Source organism: Paenibacillus sp. FSL E2-8871 (assembly GCF_038000345.1).
Classification (GTDB): domain Bacteria; phylum Bacillota; class Bacilli; order Paenibacillales; family Paenibacillaceae; genus Paenibacillus_AQ.
In genome coordinates this window covers 6,345,984-6,362,999 of the sequence record NZ_JBBOBV010000001.1, presented here as the reverse complement: position 1 = coordinate 6,362,999, position 17,016 = coordinate 6,345,984, and the positions used below count along the sequence as shown (strand labels likewise).

Sequence of the window (17,016 nt, the reverse complement as noted above, 5' to 3'; positions counted from 1 at the left end):
AAAATCAGAAAGTGACTTACAACTTTCATTTTTTTAGAAACGGAGTGTCCTATTAATGAAAAAGCTAGGTGCATTATTTTTATCCATTTTCATGGTTATGTCTGTCTTTACCACTGCCCATGCGGCTGAAAAGCCTGTCGGTGTGTGGATTGATGGAACAGAAGTAAAGTTAGGCAATTCTAACCCTGTTGTAGAAAAAGGAACTACCTTGGTTCCTATGCGTCCACTCCTAGAGAAGCTTAATGTAAATATGAATTGGAATAAAAAGACCCAAACCGTAACGGGGACCAAAAATGGACTAGCCCTCTCTCTGACTATCGGCAGCACCACAGCAACGGTAAACGGGGAGAAGAAAAAACTAGAGGTGGCTCCTAAAACCATCAACAATGTCACCTATGTTCCTGTCCGCTTTATCGGTGAAACGATCGGCTATAAAGTAGAATGGAACGCGGCGCAGCGCACCATCACCTTTGTAGCTAATAACGAGGCTGCAGGGAGCACCGGATTCTTATGGAAAGTGGAGAACAACGGTAATACCGTCTATCTACTTGGCTCTATCCATGTGGCTAACGACAAAATGTACCCGCTACGCACGGAAATTGAAGCTGCTTTTGAAGCGTCTCAATATCTCGGGGTCGAAGTTGACTTAACAAAGGTTGATCAAACGGAGATGCAAAAGTTCCTTACGGAGAAAGGTTCTTATACAGATGGGACCAAGCTCAAGGATCACGTATCCGCTGATACCTATAACAAAGTTGTTGCGCTTCTGAAAGCGAATGGTCTTGCAGGAAATGCATTCGATTCCTATAAGCCATGGGTCGTTACTCAAGGTATCTCAAGCCTACAAATGCAAACAACAGATTATACACCGGATACGGGTATCGACCTATATTTCACACAGAAGGCAGGCAAACTGAATAAACCTATCATTGAATTGGAAAATATGCAATTGCAGCTGAACATGTTCAATCAATTCTCAGATGGATTGCAAGAAAAGCTTCTCCTTGATACACTCGATAGCCTCAAGCAAACGGACAAAGCTGCAGCAACGGCTTCGCTGGATGCATTATCCCAAATGTGGATGCTGGGGGATGAACAATCACTCGTAGCTATGACACAAGCGGTCGCTAAGGAGCCAGAATACTATAAGGGTCTCGTTTCGGATCGGAATGCCAACATGGCGAAGCATATAAAAGAGTATTTGAATAGTGATAAAAAAGCGACTTATCTTGTCGTTGTTGGTGCACTACACATGCTGGGTGATGATGGCATTGTGACTCAATTGCAAAAAGACGGCTTTAACGTCGTCAAACAATAAATACTAGTGTCAAAATAAATACTAGTGTCAAAATAAATAAGGCTGTCTCTTAGTCATCTACAATGACTTTGAGGCAGCCTTTTATTTTTACTTTTTTAGCTCAATCTAAAAATAGTAGTAAATTGACGTGAAGACAGAGCGGAGGGGTGGAGGGATTCTGGAGAAACGCCAGTGTTCGCCTTTAAAGACCCATTTCAACTGCTAATCTTTCTACTATTCAGAAATTGGGCTTTAACAGCGATCGTAAGAACCCTCCACTCCGCAGCGGTTTATTCACAAACAGGCTACTACTATTTTTGGTTTTGAGCTTTTTCCTTCTACCATTTGATTAACTGATCCACCTTCACCGGAAGTCCAGTAGCGATCGAACGATTAGCTGCAATCCCGGTCATAATAGACAACGCCCCATCCACATGGGAAGCTGCACGATTAAACCGATCCTCCGCAGGTCGTTCAAAAATATCACGGAGCATGACCGGATCTCCGCCCCCATGTCCCCCAACGCCTTCTTCAATTTCAACTTCATAAGGCGGCGCAAAATGAGGGAATACAGTGATTTGCTTGTCCTTTAGTGCCCCTTCATCTTCTTTCTTCCCCCCAGCGTTTACATAGGACTGTTCAACAACCTTAACTTCCATCCGCCCCTTCGTCCCATTAAATACTACAATGAAGCCTTCCCAAGGCAAATAAGCATTAAGTGAATAGTTCATAATCGTCTTGTTTTTGTATTTGACCATGACTGCCATCGTATCCTCAATGCTGATATTATCACCGAATACACTTTGATCTCGCAGGTACCCATCTTCATGCTCGGCATCCAGATACATTTGCTTAAGCTGCTCGTTGTCTTTTAGATGAAGCGCAAAGGGATCATTTTCCGCTGCACTACTACCATGGGCACGCTGATAAAACTCTGTCACCCCGCGCTTCTCCGCATTCTCTCTGCCATAGAACCTTAAATCTCCCATGGCATAGATCGTATCCGGACGAGAGCCCAACCAGAAATTCATCAAATCGAAATGATGTGTTGATTTATGAACCAACAGCCCTCCGCTGTTCCGTTTATCCCGATGCCATCTGCGGAAGTAATCCGCCCCATGCTGCGTATTTAGCAGCCACTCAAAATTGACGGATAACACTTCTCCAATCGCCCCATCCATGATCAATTCACGGATTTTGGTATTGTGCGGGGCATAGCGGTAATTGAACGTAACACGCAGTTTTTTCCCCGTCCGCTCAATCGCTTCAAGAATTTCCTGACATTTCTCTTCATCCACCGTCATTGGTTTCTCCGAAATCACATCACAGCCAAGCTCCATCGCCCGGATAATATAATGGTGATGTGTGCGGTCAATACTCGTAACGATAACTACATCCGGCTTAGTCTCTTCAATCATACGATCAAACTCATGAGCTTTATAAGTAGGAACCGCATGATACTGATATTTCCCTTTCAGTAATCGATTCGCATAATCCATTCTTGCCCCATTCACATCGCAAAAGCCTACAATTTCTGAAGTTTCACGATAATTCGTAGTTATCTCACCATAGAAGAACTCCGCTCGGCCACCGGTACCTACGAATACATATTTCTTCTTCGACACAAGGATCACTCCATCGCTATTGATTTTGATGCCGTTTCTTCTTATAGTTTATAGTATAAAATACATTCAAATCTAAGCGATTATTAGCAAAAATAGCGAAAACTTTGCATATATTAGCTTCATTATCTGAAAGGGGCAAATCTACAATGGAACAGGAGCTAGAACCTCCATTTATCATTGAACAAATCAAAAGAGCCGGCCCATTCAGCATGGATTCCGACCATTATCACGATACATATGAAATTTATTATTTACTCGCAGGTGAGCGCAGCTATTATATCAACAATCTGATTTATACCTTACGCAAAGGAGATTTGATATTTATTAACAAAAATGAACTCCATCGCACCACTTCTAAGGGCTCAGCACGCCATGAGCGAATATTGATTAACTTTGAGGAGGACTTTCTGCAAAAAACATTGGCGAACTACGACCTAAGTATTCCTTTTTTAACTACACAAAGCTTACTTCTGCGTCCAGGAGTACATGAACAAGGAGCCATCGAATCTATCCTTTTCTCTATGCTAAAAGAACAAGAAGAACATCGATCACAGCAAATCCCCTATCTTCAGACACTGCTCATCCAGTTATTTATTGAAATGAACAGAGTACAAGAAATAAGCCGCGAGCCCATCGCTCCTGAGAGCAGTGAGAAGCAGCTTAAAGTCTACGAAATGATCGATTATTTACAGGCACATTATGTTGAAAAGCTTACATTAGAGCAGCTATCCGAAACTTTTTTCATCAGCAGTACCTATATTTGCCGTTTATTCAAACAGACCACTGGCTTCACCATTGTTGAATATCTAAACTACATTCGGATCAAGGAAGCCCAACGACTCTTGCAGAGCACTAACACTAAAGTCACTACCATTGCAGAGAATACAGGCTTTGACAGCATCGCCCACTTTGGGCGGGTGTTTAAGCAAATCGCGAAATGCTCACCTCTGCAATACCGCAAGCAGAATCGCTAATCATCAGGCCTTGATTACACCTTTTTTGATAATAATATTTCCATAAAGTGCTTCTTCACCTGTGACTACAACAGCATAACTTTGTTTAGAACGATTGTAGAAATCAAACCGCTCCTCATATTCAATCGTCGCTTCAGCGTCATGTTTGGCGATTATCGACTCGTACGTGGACCAGATCACCGGTACCGTAGGATCTCCCTCAACCACAGCCATAAACGCCACCTGATGTTCCACATAATGATCAAGGGGCAGCAGTTCCAATATTGCATCCAAAAGATCAGGTATCCCAATACCATCATATCTTAGTACTTTTGAGTTTAAGGAGTGTCCTGGATAATTAGCATCTGCCAGTACAAGCTCATCACCATGACCCATTTCCATCATCACACGTACCAGTTCCGGAGATAGTAGCTTAGGAATTTTTTTCAACATCCAAGCACCTCATTACTTCCCATAAAAAGATCTCAAAGCAACCAGCTCATCAATCCGATGCTGTGGCAGCTCTCTCTCCCCGTCAATCATACGTGTAATAAAGGTAATCTTGGCTGTATATTCGAGTCTCTCCATATTCAGATAAGCCTCCATAACATCCGTTCCCCAAGTAAGTGCTCCGTGATTTTCGAGCAGGACTGCTGTTTTTTTGCCAAGGAAAGGCATCAGTGAGTCCGGGATTTCTTCTGTTGAAGGTGTTCCGTATTCCGCCAAAGGAATATCCCCGATCATGATAACCGACTCTGGCATCATCATTTTATCGAGCGCCTCACCTTTAATGGCAAAAGCGGTAGCATACGGGGGATGTGCATGAACCACACCATTCATCTCAGGTAGCTCATTATAAATTCTCAAATGCATTTTGGTTTCCGTTGATGGTCTGTATCCTTCCGCCGCTTCAAGTACTTCACCTTGCAAGTTTACTTTTACAATCATATGTGGCTCTAAATATCCCTTGCTTACCGCTCTGGGGGTAGTGAGAATTTCATTCTCTGATAACCGTGCTGAAATATTCCCATCATTGGCGGCAATGAAATCTTTATTAAACAAATTTCTGCCAATATCACAAATCTGCGAACGTAGTTTTTGTTCCAAGTTATCCATAAGTTCTCTCCTCGTATCCTATTTTTTAGAGTTTTTCACCAAAGAAGGCTGGTATGTCTTAAAGGTAAAAGATCGTGCCACGAACTCTTTCGCCTTAGAAACTTCCAATTTCCCCAGGGCAGCCAGCTGGACAATGATATTGCCAATTCCACTGGCCTCCACTGGCCCTGCAACGACTTCTCTACCCGTAGCATCAGCGGTGAGCTGGCATAATAGCTCATTTTGAATCCCACCGCCAACCATATGAATGATAGTGATTGTCTTGCCGGTGATCTCTTCCATTTCTTCAATCGTTCTACAGTATGATTGCGCAAGGCTCTCAAGGATAACGCGTATAAACTCAGCTTTCGTATTAGGCGGCTGTTGCCCCGTTCGCTCACAATATTCCCTAATCCGCTGCATCATCACACCAGGCGTGCTGAAAAGCTGGTCATTTGGGTCAATGATCGCTGGCGCCCCATTAATCGTTTGGGCTAATTCAACCATTTCACTTTGACTAAAATTCTCTCCTGCTTTCGCCCAATTCCTCTGGAGCTCCTGTAGAATCCATAGTCCCGTTGTGTTTTTTAGCAAACGATTAGAATTACCGTAGCAACGTTCATTTGTGAAACCATATTCATAGCTTTTCTCTGAAATGACCGGCTCAGGCGTCTCCATACCAACCAACGACCACGTACCACAGCTTAAAAATGCTGCTTCATCCTTACGAGTATAAGGGATCGAAGCTACCGCTGAAGCCGTGTCATGTGAAGCGCCGGCTATCACTTTCATCGGGCCTATATTAAGCTCCTCTTGAATAATCGGCAGGATAGATCCAATAACCGTTCCCGCATGAACCTGTTGTGGAACTAGACTACTCGGAATCCCAAGTCTGTTAAATAATTCAGAGGAGAGCTCTCCCGTGGCAGCATCCACTAAGCCGCTTGTACTCCAGATCGTGCTTTCTGCTGCTTTTATACCAGAAAACAGGTAATGAAAAAGATCTGGCATCATTAAAATCGTATCCGCGGTCTCCTTAAGAGAATCATTATCCTGAAAATCAGAGAACAGCTGATAAAGCGTATTAATGACACTTGGCTGAAGACCGGTCATACGGAATTGCTCTGCCGGTGACAGTAGCGCTTCCAATTTGAGACGGTGAACCTCCATCCTCCGATCCCTGTAATGATGGGGGGAATAGAGCATCATTCCTTTTTTATCAATAAACCCGTAGTCGACTCCCCATGTATCCACACTTAAGGACGTCAGTTCTCCATGTTGCCTAAAGGCTTTTTGAACCCCTTGCTTCATTTCATGGAAGAGCCTTAGAGTATCCCAATATAAATGCCCGTTGACCTGTACCGGCGTATTCTCAAACCGATGAATTTCTTCCATTTGCAGCTTATCGCCATCATATATCCCCAGCATAACTCTTCCGGAACTGGCGCCGAGATCTATGGCTAGAAGCTTAATCGTATCATCCATTGTTCACCACACCTGCTTCACAGGAAGATTTTAATAGAGGGGTCCAAAATTCTGACATGCTCTGTAATCTGCTCCCTCCAGATCTTCGGTACCGAATAACGACCATACCCGAGGTCTAAAAATACGTGATTCCTCAACGTTATGCATGCTGACCGGAATGCGCAGAATAGACGCCAGCGTAATCAAATCCGCTCCAATATGCCCATAACTGATCGCTCCATGATTTGCGCCCCAATTATTCATGACATCATACACTGATTGGAAAGAACCACTATTGGTTAACTTAGGCGCAAACCAGGTAGTTGGCCAAGTCGGATCTGTTCTTTGATCCAGTGTATGATGAACATCTTCAGGCAGCTCAACCGTGTGACCCTCTACAAGCTGAAGAACAGGTCCAAGCCCTTTAACCAAGTTCATCCGTGCCATAGTAACTGGCATCCCGCCTTTAGTTAAATAATCCGTAGAGAAACCGCCCCCACGGAAATATTCTTGAGAAGCCGGGCGGAATTGGGTATGGCTCAAACATGCTTCTACCTCATCCTCCGAAATTTCCCAAAAAGGTTTAATCGCAGGTTTACCGTCTATCGTCTGCTCACCCGTGCCATCAAGAGCAGCCGAACCCGAGTTGATCAAGTGAAGTATTCCGTGTGCTGCCTCACCTTCCAATTGATGACCCGTTACTCGCTTAACTGCATCTGGACTCCAAAAGGTTCGGACATCCGCAAAAATTTGTGCAGTATTCGTAAGCAAATAATTGAACAGCATCGTTACTCCGTTCAGGCTATCATTCTCTGTCGCTACGATATAAGGTGTACGTTTGCCGTTCCAGTCAAAAGAGGAGTTCATTATCGTCTCCATGAAATCTCCGTTAGGAAAATGATCCGTCCATTGGCGCTGCCCTTGGAAGCCACCCACAATCGCATTATGACCGTTGGCCTCTTCCTCAAAGCCCAGCTCAGCGAGAACAGGATTGCCGATCATCAGATCACGGGCGATCAATGTCATTTTCACACAAGTCTCCCACTGCTTCTCTTTCTCATCATCACTTATTTGCAGATGCTTCGGATTATTATCGGCACCAACTTGGCAGTTTTCTTTGGTCCACGCGAGTGCTCGCTTATATTCCTCTTTATCATAAATCTCCTCTTCAAAGCGGCGTACATATTCTGACATATCTATATATTCATTACGCATTCCCAGATACTCTTGGAAGAACTGTTCATTCACAATCGATCCAGCAATCCCCATCGAAACAGAACCCATTGATAAGTAGGATTTCCCTCTCATTTGAGCGACAACCAACCCAGCTTTGGCGAACTGCAGCAATTTAGTCTGCACATCCGCTGGAATCTCCTCACTGCTAGACTCCTGAACATCCTCACCATAGATACCAAACGCCGGAATTCCTTTTTGTGCATAAGCAGAGAGAACAGCAGCTAGATATACCGCACCTGGGCGTTCCGTTCCGTTAAATCCCCAAACCGCATGTGGGATTGAGGCATCCATATCCATCGTTTCAGAACCATAACACCAGCAAGGGGTCACAGTAATCGATACGCCAACATTAGCCCCAGCAAATTTCTGAGCCGCAGCAGCAGCTTCTTTAACACCACCAATCGTAGAATCGGCAATGATGCACTCTACGGGGCGGCCATCCGGATAAAATAAGTTCTCTTCAATAAACTTAGCTACCCGCTGAGCCATACCCATGGTTTGAGCTTCTAACGATTCGCGAACCCCTCTTCTTCTGCCATCAATGGTCGGGCGGATGCCAATTTTCGGATAGTTTTCTATCACTGCTGTTCCTCCTCAAGATCATCTTAGTATCATCGGTAATGGACCTATTTCTCCTTCATCATAAAATATGGAAACGCTTTAGTCAACATAAAACAACATATTTATAGATAAATCATGTTGTTTTATGTGGTATTAATATTATTATACTGTGGTATTATGTGAATATGAGGTTATTTCTTTGATTTATTGGGCAATGTAGTAAACTAGGAAGTAGATGATGATAGAGGTGAGTGAACGGATGAAAGCATTTGAACGGCGGGATCTAATCATTAATGAGCTGTATAGACAAAAGAAAGTCCATGTCGCTCAGCTGGCGCAAAAATTCAATGTCTCGGAAGAGACCATTCGGCGGGATCTGGATAAACTGGACAAGGAAGGACTTGCCAAGAAAAATTATGGCGGTGCAATCCTTAATGCCCACACGAATGAGGACCCTCCCTATGTGAGTAGACATCAGGTAAATATAGAGGCCAAACGTACGATAGCTGATCATGTTCTCCAATTAATTAATGATGGGGACAGTTTGGTGACGGATACGAGTTCAACAGTTTTTGAGGCTTTACGGAGAATTATAGAGGAGAAAAACAATCTTACGATTATTACGAATTCTTTGGTTGTATTATCCGAATTTCAACATTCTGGGCAAAAGCTAATTTCCACTGGTGGAATACTAGGCCCCGAGACTAGCTCCTTCGTTGGACATACCGCCTCGCAGACCATTCAAAAATATAATGTGGATGTAGCCATATTCAGCTGTAAAGCATTGTCTATGACTGGCGGGCTCAGCGATTCGAATGAAGAAGAAAGTGAATTGAAGATTCTTATGCAACAGCAGGCGAATAAAGTAGTTCTGCTCGCAGATCACTCTAAGTTCGACAGGACTGCGTTCATTAAATTATTTAGTTTCGATAAAGTGGATTATATCGTTACAGACGAGAAGCCTTCTGAGGAATGGATCGAGTTTCTGAATAACTATCATATATCTCTTATCTATGCACCCGCTGAGTAATCAGTAGGTGCATAAATAAAAATAGGGGGAAATCTTTATTTCACTAGTCGTTTAAAAGGCCGCTTTTCTCTACGATCTTCAGCCACTCCCCAGCAATCAGATCATGCCCAGCCGCTGTCGGGTGAACGCCGTCCCACAGCCAGTAGGCTGCATCGGTTCTACGAGTAGCTGTATCGAATGCTTCCTGTAAAGGAACAAACACAGCATTAAATTCCTCTGCAAGCTGCTTAACAACACCCTGATAATGAGTAATCCGCTCTTTCCATTCATCCCAGTGTTCTGCCGGTGCTCCGGTATTTAGAATAAAAGGCTCACACAAGACCAGCTTCGTTTGCGGAAGTACTTCCCCAGTTTCTTCAAGCACGTGACGGTACGCACGTTCAAAACGGTCCGTTACACCACTTGGTTCCCCTTTCATTGTTCTCCAAAGATCATTAACACCAATCAAAATACTGATAATATTCGGCTGAAGGTAAATCGTATCCTCATTCCAGCGTGCATATAAATCGGAGATCCGATCCCCACTAATTCCACGGTTATAGAACACGAGATTCTGCTCAGCCCGTTCGTTGCCTAGCTTACCGCCAATGATATATGCATAGCTATGTCCTAGAATATGATTGGGATCTTCATCACGACCACGGTTTCCATCCGTAATAGAATCACCCTGAAACAAAATCACTTTTTTAGCTTTAGAAGTTGGAATAGTCATTACTACGATTCATCTCCTTGATCTCGTCTTTTACATGAAACATTCAAGTTGAATGTTCCATAGGATACAAGTAAAGTTAACATATACAACTCAAGGAGGGAAGAAAATAATGAAATACAGAAGACTAGGCAATTCAGGACTAAAAATCAGTGAAATCGGCTTAGGTAGCTGGCTTACATATGGAACAGCAGCAGAGCAAAAGGCAGCAGACGCCTGTATCAGCAAAGCTTTTGAATGCGGTATCAATTTCTTTGATACAGCTAATGCCTATAACCGCGGTGAAGGTGAAAAAGCAATGGGCGCTGCTCTTCGCGCCTATGAAAGATCATCTTATGTGCTGAGTACAAAGGTATTCTTCCCCATGGGGGATGATGTGAATAATCGCGGTTTGTCACGCAAGCACATCATGGAGCAATGCGAAGCTAGCCTTCGCCGTTTAGGAACCGATTATATTGATGTTTATTTTTGTCATCGCTTTGACAGAGAGACGCCTGTGGAGGAAACTTTACGCGCGCTGGACGACCTAACTGCACAAGGTAAAATTCTGTATTCGGCAGTGAGCGAATGGAGCGCAGCTCAAATTTCTGACGCCACCGGCATTTCACGCAGACTAAATCTGCGTCCGCTTATTTCCAATCAGCCTATCTATAACATGTTCGAACGTTACATTGAAGATGAGGTACTTGAGGTATCTCAGCGTGAGGGTCTCGGACAAGTGGTCTTTTCCCCACTCGCCCAAGGTATTCTGACAGGTAAATACAAACCTGGACAACAGCCTCCGGCAGGAACACGCGCAGCTAATGATTCGGTAAATGGCGTCATTTGTAGCTACTTCCGCGATGATGTACTGACTGTTGTCGGACAGCTGGATGAACTAGCTAGCAGTCTTGATTTGAAGCTGTCGCAACTAGCGTTAGCTTGGACCCTACGGCAACCTGGTGTAAGTTCTGCAATTATTGGGGCCAGTAAGCCAGCGCAGGTGGAAGAGAACGCCCAAGCTGTTGATGCCGTTCTATCTCTAGATACTTTGGAGAGAATTGAAGAGATTCTAAAGCCAGTAGCCGATTTCGCTCCAGCGAGATAATCTAAAAGAGGTTGTACCAAAAGCCACAGCAATTGGCTTAGGTACAACCTCTTTTTTTCTTAAGAGATCAATTTGGATTCTTCGGCTTGTTCAGCCGCCTTTTCGATATAACGCTCCAGCGGCTTTTTGAGCGTTAGCGCCAGTAAGAGTGCTATTACACCGAATAGGATCAAATAAAGACAATCGCGAATCGCCACTTCCGGCAGAATCCCCCCTACCGCCTCCCGCATCAAACTAATCGCATAAGTAAATGGCATAAACGGATTCAACATTTGAAAGAAATGGCCTGTTGTACTGATTGGAAACGTACCGCCAGAGCTTGAGAATTGAAGCACCATGAATACGATTGCTATCCCCTTCCCAACATTGCCGAATACCGAGACAAGCGTAAATACAATCGTCACGAATACGATACTAATTAATACTGCAAAAAGGACAAACCACACCTTGTCCACCACATAACATTTCAGTATAAAGATATTACCAAGTACAGCCACCAACGCTTGCAGAATCCCAACCGTAAGAAACGTCAGCAAACGTCCAAAATACAATTGATACCGCTTGTACACAATTCCCTCAGTATCCACTCCCGTACGGAGAAGTGAGATTAGGAGTGTGCCACCTACCCATAAGGAAAGTACAACATAAAAAGGAGTCATAGCCGAACCATAATTCGGAATAGGATATAACTTATTCTCTTTTAATACTACCGGATTGGCCAAAAATTCACTTTTGCTCTTAATATCCCCTCCGAGCAGCTCAGCAATCTCTCCCAGATCCACCTCATCTTTGATCTGACGGATGGTGGCTGCCGCTTTACGAATCGAATCTTCCAGTATCGGAAGATCATTTCGCACCATATCCGCTGCGACCGCCACTCCCTTATCCGCACGGGGGAGACCTGTACGTATCAGATCAGAAATCTGGTGTACCCGTTCCTCTACAGCCGGCAGATCCTGACGGACGAAATTTGCAGCTTGTTGTATTTTTTCTCCTGCAACAGGCAAGCTGCTCTGAATTAGTGGAAGTGTATCGCGAACAAAAGTACCAAAGCTCTGTGTCTTATCTGCGACACCGCTAGCTGCTGTATGTACCGCTTCACGAATAGCTGGTAAGTCCTGCTGTAGACTAGCCAAGCTTGATTGTCCGAACTCAATCGCTGCCATAGTCTCCTCAAGAAGGGTACCCAGCGCCGATAGACGATCCGGAACTTGATCCAGGACAGTGGCTGTAGTCTCAGCAGCAGTGGATATTTGCTCTAATGTATTTTTTATAGCAGGGATAGTTGCCGCTTCATATTCGGAAATAAGCTTCGAAATGGCTACGTTCCCTTCGCCAGATTTAAGACCCAATTGCTTAACATTACTCGGATCAGGCTGACCCTCATTTTGTAGATCCGTCGCCAGTGAGTTTACCAAAGAAGTCTGTCTGCTCAAGGCATTGTTTACAGCCTTCAAGGTGCCAATCTCAGCATTAGTTACTGTTCCTGGTGAGAATGTATTCAGTGCCGATAACAAAGAAAGCGTATGATCCATCACGTTACTTCCCGACACCAGCTGAGCGGAAACTGACTCAAGTTGCTCGCGTACCGCTTGCGGGTCAATATCTTCTCCCTGCAGCAGTTCAGCAAGCTGAACTACTGCGTTCTCCGTATTTTGCAGCAGGTATATATTTTGTTTGAGGGCGGCAGGTACCGCTTCAAATGCAGCATTACTCTTCTCTAAGAACTGTTGAAGCTCTAGAACAAAATCATTTCCAGCAGTTACAATTTTGTCGGCCTTAGGTAGCGCAGTTAGAGCAGTGTTAACAACTTTATTTGCTTCCGCAAGACCTTCCGACGCCTTGTCCATGATTTGTTCAACTTCACCAAAATGATTATCAAGTTGAACGATTAGCTGTGCTGCTTGTTCAATTTTGGGTAGCTTATCCTGCAGCTCCCCTAAATGATCTGCAACATTGGCAATTTGAGGCCAATGTTCAGCTATTTTTTCTAAAGCCAATCCCGCCTTTTCAACCTCAGGCAGCTTATTCTCCAGTTTAGAGATACGCGTTGCCGATGCATGAATTTGCGGCCATTGCTCCTCAATTTTCAATACATGTTGCCCTGCCGTTTCAATCTCGGGGAGACTTGCCTCTAACTTAAACAACCCTTTTTCAACCTTGCGTATAATAGGCAATTCAGATTGGAATTTTGAATCAATTTGCTTTAAAGCCGTAAATACGGTTTCGCTAATGGTTTCCGTAAAATTCTCACTGATCTGTGTTGTAATTGAAGAGGCACCTTTATCTGTGATTTTAGGGGCAATCGCATTTATCTTCTCATTGACGGTATATTCAATCTCTGGTTTCACGATCCTGCCTTCGAGGATTCCTGTCATTCTTTTGGAGAAATCAGCAGGGATAACAATACTAGCATAATAATCTCCACGCTTCACACCGTTGTGCGCAGCTTCTGCATCTACGAAGGTCCAGCCTAAGCTTTTATTATTCCGAAGACTTTCCATGACATCATTGCCGATATTGAAGCTCTTATCCTTCACAGTGGTCCCTTCATCCAAACTGGTTACAGCAATCTTAATGCCAGAGGTATTACTGTAGGGATCCCACACCGCCGCAACGTTAAACCAATCATACACAGAAGGTAACACCACCAAAGCAGCGATCAGAAACACGGCCACAGGAACCTTAAATACGTTGCGCCAGTCGTTCCTATAAATCCGTAGTATTCCACCCATTCGTTGCTCCCCCTAATCTGTATGTTTTGACATTTTAATATGCCCGAGGAGACAAACTTTTACTATCATTTTTAGTGGATTCATGACCGGCATCGTTTTTCAGAAATATTTTTAAAAAATTGCAACAAAACCTGCTCGTTTAACGTAATAGAAGTATATAGCCCGTTTAGGAAAAAACGTAGCGGGTAATAAGATATATACAACCTTTTTACATATCTCAAGGGGGAGATTTCTAATGTTTAAGAAAAAGTCAGCGTATGTGTTACCGGTTGTTGTTCTATTGTTTCTTTCCCTAATTACTACTGCTAGTACCGTTGGAACACGAGTAGATGCGCAAGATAGTGGCAAGACTCAGCAACAGACGGTATATATCCATACTATTCAATCCGAGAATGGCAAGCTTTCCATTACAGCCGATGAAATAAACTGGTATCAGGGTGCTGATGCTGACCGAATCTTTGCTGAGAGAGACCCAGAAGGTGCAGCAGAAATTGGCGGAGCTCCAGACGGATATTATGTTGTTAATGATGTTGATACACTGACAACCTATCCGATTGCGGATAACGCAAAAGTCACCATGCAGATCTTTGATCACACTGGTAACAGTGAGGACTTAGACATTCAGTGGAACGAAGCCATAACCTTACAGCAATTTATCGATCAATTTAATAAAACGGATATTTTCGATCTAAGCCAGTTCCCTTATCACCTTACGATTCAGGACGGCGTAATCACCTCCATCGTGCAACAATATATACCTTAAGCAGCAACACGTAACATATGAAAAAGAGGGTTACCCAGCGGCCATTTACGTGGCTAATGGGTAACCCTCTTTTTTTGCAAAACGGATTATTTTTATTGCGCATCCTTAACAGGAACTCCAAAATTCGGCGTGCCATCTTCATTCCAATGGAAGACCTGAGCGCGAGTATGACGGTTTGGATCATAAAGAGGATCGCCAGTAATTTCTTTATAATTGCGGCAGTGGTAGATGAGCACATCTTCCCCATCTTCATTGACTGTAAAGCTATTATGGCCTGGACCGAATTGTCCATTTTCTTCATTCGTTTGGAATACTGGATTTGGTAGTTTAGTCCATGAAGCTGCCTCCAGAAGTTCGCTGTCTTCATCCGCTACTAATAGTCCCATGCAATAATTGAAGTCTGTAGCACTCGCCGAGAAGCTGATAAAGATATGACCATTTCGTTTCAGTACTGCTGCGCCTTCGTTTACTTTGTACCCTATAATTTCCCAGTCATACTCTGGAGTAGCAATCATAGTCTGAGGACCTGTAAGTGTCCACGGATTGCTCATTTCAGAAATATACAGATTAGAATTACCCTCAATATTCAGGTCCTTCTGAGCCCATACATAGTACAGTTTTCCTTTATGCTGAAACGTTGTCGCATCCAAAGCGAACGATTCCCAAGCGGTCTTCATTTGACCTTTTTCTACCCATGTTCCTTCTAAGGGATTAGCAGATGCATTCTCGAGCGCAAACATACGGTGATCGAACAAACCATCCGTCGTCTCCGTAGTCCGTGCTGCGGCAAAGTAAATGTACCATTTTCCGTCTATATAATGAATTTCCGGCGCCCAAATGTTAGCACTAAGCGGCCCCGTCTCATACTTGCGCCATGCTACAACTGGTTCTGCAGTAGTTAATCCTTCGATGGTTGTCGATCTTCTTACTTCGATCCGGTCGTATTCTGGAACAGAAGCTGTGAAATAGTAATATCCATCCGTATGTTTATATACCCATGGATCAGCACGTTGCTCCACCAATGGGTTGTTGTACGCTCTACTCGTATCCATATTCTCTCTCCTCTATAAAAGCTTTAACAATGCAGAACCATGCGGTGGAAGAAACTGCGTAACCCCTTCATTAGTAACTTCCAGGTCATGGCTTTGCCACAGATTACGTATCGTTTTTGGAACTGAAACATTTAGCTTTTGGTAAGATACCTGAAGTGTCGACTCTTTGTCACTGAGATTAAACAACGCTACATAGTGGTTACCTTGTTCATCCTCAGAAGTCCAGATTGCATACTCTTCGTTCCGCTCTACTTGTCTACCACCCTTACCAAAATGATGCAGATGAAGCACTTCCTTATTAGTTAACAAAGATAATGTCCACTCATCATTGTCTCTAAGCTCTCCCCCGAACATTAAAGGCGAACGAAAAATAGTCCAAAGCGTCATCATGGTAACCTGTTCGTCAGGAGTAAACCTTGTAAATCGGTCTCCCCCGCCATCAACGGAACGAATCCCAAGATGACCTAGCGGCAGCATATCACAGTCTGGCCAATGGCCTGGCTGAACGTAAGGAGCCCATTTTTCGCAGCGCTCGAACATTCCACGCAGCAAATGCCAATGATCCCAATAATCGTCGGTCATTCTCCACAGGTTAGCATGTTCAGCTAAGTGTTCAGCTTCTTCTACCGGAGCAGGTCCAGGTGAAAGACTAAGCACCATTTCACGACCACAGCGATCGATAGCCTTACGGATCATGGCAACTTCGTCTTTGTGGTATCCATAAATACGTGAAGCGGCAATATCATCCACCTTCACATAATCTACACCCCAACTGGCATACAGCTGGAAGAGAGAATCATAGTAAGCCTGACTGCCTTCTTTAGAAGCATCTACTCCATACATATCTGTATTCCACGGACATATAGAATTGGGATGTGCGATATCACGTGCGGTTTGCTCAGATCCTAGAATGGAACTTGCCGCATGAACGGCCTGTCGAGGGATTCCACGCATAATATGGATGCCGAATTTCAACCCTAATCCATGCACATATTCAGCGAGTGGGGCAAAACCTTTGCCTCCCTTTGCGGAAGGAAAACGATTTTCTGCCGGTTGAAGTCTGGAATACTCGTCCATGACCAGCGGTACAAAGTTACGATATTGCGAAGAGTTCGCTCCAAGCTCATACCACTGAATATCCACAACAACATGTTCCCAGCCAAATTCCTTCAAATGAGCAGCCATATATTCGGCGTTGCCTCTTACCTCTTCTTCATTAACACTAGCTCCGTAACAGTCCCAGCTATTCCAGCCCATTGGGGGCGTTGCAGCTAACATAATGATTTTCACGTCCTTTTCTAAGACTTTCAGTTTAAAAATAGCATAGAGAAAAAGACTTGTAAATATATTTATTTAAACCTTTTAATACTTTTATAAAATAAATAGTAAAAATAACATGATTTCGTTGT

Annotated in this window: 14 protein-coding genes; 5 read left to right on the top strand and 9 right to left on the bottom strand. The window is 43.8% G+C overall.

What is annotated here, in order from left to right; all coding sequences use genetic code 11:
• The first annotated feature begins 55 nt into the window (after positions 1 to 55).
• Positions 56 to 1,318: a TraB/GumN family protein gene (locus tag NYE25_RS28570; protein ID WP_341147456.1), complete on the top strand. Its 1,263-nt coding sequence runs from the start codon at positions 56 to 58 to the stop codon at positions 1,316 to 1,318.
• Positions 1,319 to 1,635: 317 nt separating this feature from the next.
• Here the strand turns inward: NYE25_RS28570 and NYE25_RS28565 are convergent, their stop codons facing one another.
• Positions 1,636 to 2,922 (bottom strand): Gfo/Idh/MocA family protein, encoded by a 1,287-nt coding sequence (locus NYE25_RS28565; protein WP_341147455.1) that lies wholly within the window; start codon positions 2,920 to 2,922, stop codon positions 1,636 to 1,638.
• A gap of 146 nt (positions 2,923 to 3,068) precedes the next feature.
• Here NYE25_RS28565 and NYE25_RS28560 point away from each other — a divergent pair, with 146 nt between their 5' ends.
• The gene (locus NYE25_RS28560) at positions 3,069 to 3,896 is read left to right on the top strand and encodes a helix-turn-helix transcriptional regulator (protein ID WP_341147454.1); all 828 of its coding nucleotides are present in this window, start codon (positions 3,069 to 3,071) and stop codon (positions 3,894 to 3,896) included.
• A 3-nt stretch (positions 3,897 to 3,899) separates the two neighbouring features.
• Here the strand turns inward: NYE25_RS28560 and fucU are convergent, their stop codons facing one another.
• Genes fucU through NYE25_RS28540 form a run of 4 tightly spaced genes read right to left on the bottom strand, consistent with a single transcriptional unit; the run spans position 3,900 to position 8,252 of the window.
• Positions 3,900 to 4,328: an L-fucose mutarotase gene (gene fucU / locus NYE25_RS28555; RefSeq protein WP_341147453.1), complete on the bottom strand. Its 429-nt coding sequence runs from the start codon at positions 4,326 to 4,328 to the stop codon at positions 3,900 to 3,902.
• Positions 4,329 to 4,340: 12 nt separating this feature from the next.
• Complete coding sequence (locus tag NYE25_RS28550) at positions 4,341 to 4,991, bottom strand: class II aldolase/adducin family protein (RefSeq protein ID WP_076298138.1); 651 nt, start codon at positions 4,989 to 4,991, stop codon at positions 4,341 to 4,343.
• 18 nt (positions 4,992 to 5,009) lie between these two features.
• Complete coding sequence (locus NYE25_RS28545; protein ID WP_341147452.1) at positions 5,010 to 6,455, bottom strand: rhamnulokinase; 1,446 nt, start codon at positions 6,453 to 6,455, stop codon at positions 5,010 to 5,012.
• A gap of 30 nt (positions 6,456 to 6,485) precedes the next feature.
• The gene (locus tag NYE25_RS28540) at positions 6,486 to 8,252 is read right to left on the bottom strand and encodes an L-fucose isomerase (protein WP_341147451.1); all 1,767 of its coding nucleotides are present in this window, start codon (positions 8,250 to 8,252) and stop codon (positions 6,486 to 6,488) included.
• A 238-nt stretch (positions 8,253 to 8,490) separates the two neighbouring features.
• Here NYE25_RS28540 and NYE25_RS28535 point away from each other — a divergent pair, with 238 nt between their 5' ends.
• Entirely contained in the window at positions 8,491 to 9,261 is a 771-nt protein-coding gene (locus tag NYE25_RS28535) for a DeoR/GlpR family DNA-binding transcription regulator (RefSeq protein WP_341147450.1), read from the top strand.
• Between the two features lie 43 nt (positions 9,262 to 9,304).
• Here the strand turns inward: NYE25_RS28535 and NYE25_RS28530 are convergent, their stop codons facing one another.
• A complete protein-coding gene (locus NYE25_RS28530) occupies positions 9,305 to 9,973 on the bottom strand; it encodes an SGNH/GDSL hydrolase family protein (protein ID WP_341147449.1) in 669 nt (222 codons plus the stop codon).
• A gap of 109 nt (positions 9,974 to 10,082) precedes the next feature.
• Between NYE25_RS28530 and NYE25_RS28525 the strand changes: the two genes are divergently transcribed.
• Complete coding sequence (locus NYE25_RS28525) at positions 10,083 to 11,057, top strand: aldo/keto reductase family protein (RefSeq protein WP_341147448.1); 975 nt, start codon at positions 10,083 to 10,085, stop codon at positions 11,055 to 11,057.
• Between the two features lie 59 nt (positions 11,058 to 11,116).
• On the opposite strand, the gene NYE25_RS28520 is transcribed toward NYE25_RS28525, so the two are convergent.
• Positions 11,117 to 13,792, bottom strand: coding sequence for a YhgE/Pip domain-containing protein (locus NYE25_RS28520; protein WP_341147447.1), 2,676 nt, complete (start codon positions 13,790 to 13,792; stop codon positions 11,117 to 11,119).
• 235 nt (positions 13,793 to 14,027) lie between these two features.
• Here NYE25_RS28520 and NYE25_RS28515 point away from each other — a divergent pair, with 235 nt between their 5' ends.
• The gene (locus tag NYE25_RS28515; RefSeq protein WP_341147446.1) at positions 14,028 to 14,555 is read left to right on the top strand and encodes a hypothetical protein; all 528 of its coding nucleotides are present in this window, start codon (positions 14,028 to 14,030) and stop codon (positions 14,553 to 14,555) included.
• Positions 14,556 to 14,647: 92 nt separating this feature from the next.
• Here the strand turns inward: NYE25_RS28515 and NYE25_RS28510 are convergent, their stop codons facing one another.
• Positions 14,648 to 15,607, bottom strand: a complete 960-nt coding sequence (locus NYE25_RS28510) for a glycoside hydrolase family 43 protein (RefSeq protein WP_341147445.1) — start codon at positions 15,605 to 15,607, stop codon at positions 14,648 to 14,650.
• Positions 15,608 to 15,619: 12 nt separating this feature from the next.
• On the bottom strand, positions 15,620 to 16,885 hold the full coding sequence (locus NYE25_RS28505) for a glycoside hydrolase family 27 protein (protein ID WP_445667161.1): 1,266 nt from the start codon (positions 16,883 to 16,885) through the stop codon (positions 15,620 to 15,622).
• Positions 16,886 to 17,016 lie beyond the last annotated feature (131 nt).

What these genes read in the sequence shown, in the direction of transcription:
- NYE25_RS28530 (WP_341147449.1), bottom strand. Translation starts at nt 9,973, where the DNA reads ATGACTATTCCAACTTCTAAAGCTAAAAAAGTGATTTTGTTTCAGGGT.
- NYE25_RS28560 (WP_341147454.1), top strand. Translation starts at nt 3,069, where the DNA reads ATGGAACAGGAGCTAGAACCTCCATTTATCATTGAACAAATCAAAAGA.
- NYE25_RS28515 (WP_341147446.1), top strand. Translation starts at nt 14,028, where the DNA reads ATGTTTAAGAAAAAGTCAGCGTATGTGTTACCGGTTGTTGTTCTATTG.
- NYE25_RS28505 (WP_445667161.1), bottom strand. Translation starts at nt 16,885, where the DNA reads ATGTTAGCTGCAACGCCCCCAATGGGCTGGAATAGCTGGGACTGTTAC.
- fucU (WP_341147453.1), bottom strand. Translation starts at nt 4,328, where the DNA reads ATGTTGAAAAAAATTCCTAAGCTACTATCTCCGGAACTGGTACGTGTG.
- NYE25_RS28570 (WP_341147456.1), top strand. Translation starts at nt 56, where the DNA reads ATGAAAAAGCTAGGTGCATTATTTTTATCCATTTTCATGGTTATGTCT.
- NYE25_RS28510 (WP_341147445.1), bottom strand. Translation starts at nt 15,607, where the DNA reads ATGGATACGAGTAGAGCGTACAACAACCCATTGGTGGAGCAACGTGCT.
- NYE25_RS28525 (WP_341147448.1), top strand. Translation starts at nt 10,083, where the DNA reads ATGAAATACAGAAGACTAGGCAATTCAGGACTAAAAATCAGTGAAATC.
- NYE25_RS28545 (WP_341147452.1), bottom strand. Translation starts at nt 6,455, where the DNA reads ATGGATGATACGATTAAGCTTCTAGCCATAGATCTCGGCGCCAGTTCC.
- NYE25_RS28550 (WP_076298138.1), bottom strand. Translation starts at nt 4,991, where the DNA reads ATGGATAACTTGGAACAAAAACTACGTTCGCAGATTTGTGATATTGGC.
- NYE25_RS28535 (WP_341147450.1), top strand. Translation starts at nt 8,491, where the DNA reads ATGAAAGCATTTGAACGGCGGGATCTAATCATTAATGAGCTGTATAGA.
- NYE25_RS28520 (WP_341147447.1), bottom strand. Translation starts at nt 13,792, where the DNA reads ATGGGTGGAATACTACGGATTTATAGGAACGACTGGCGCAACGTATTT.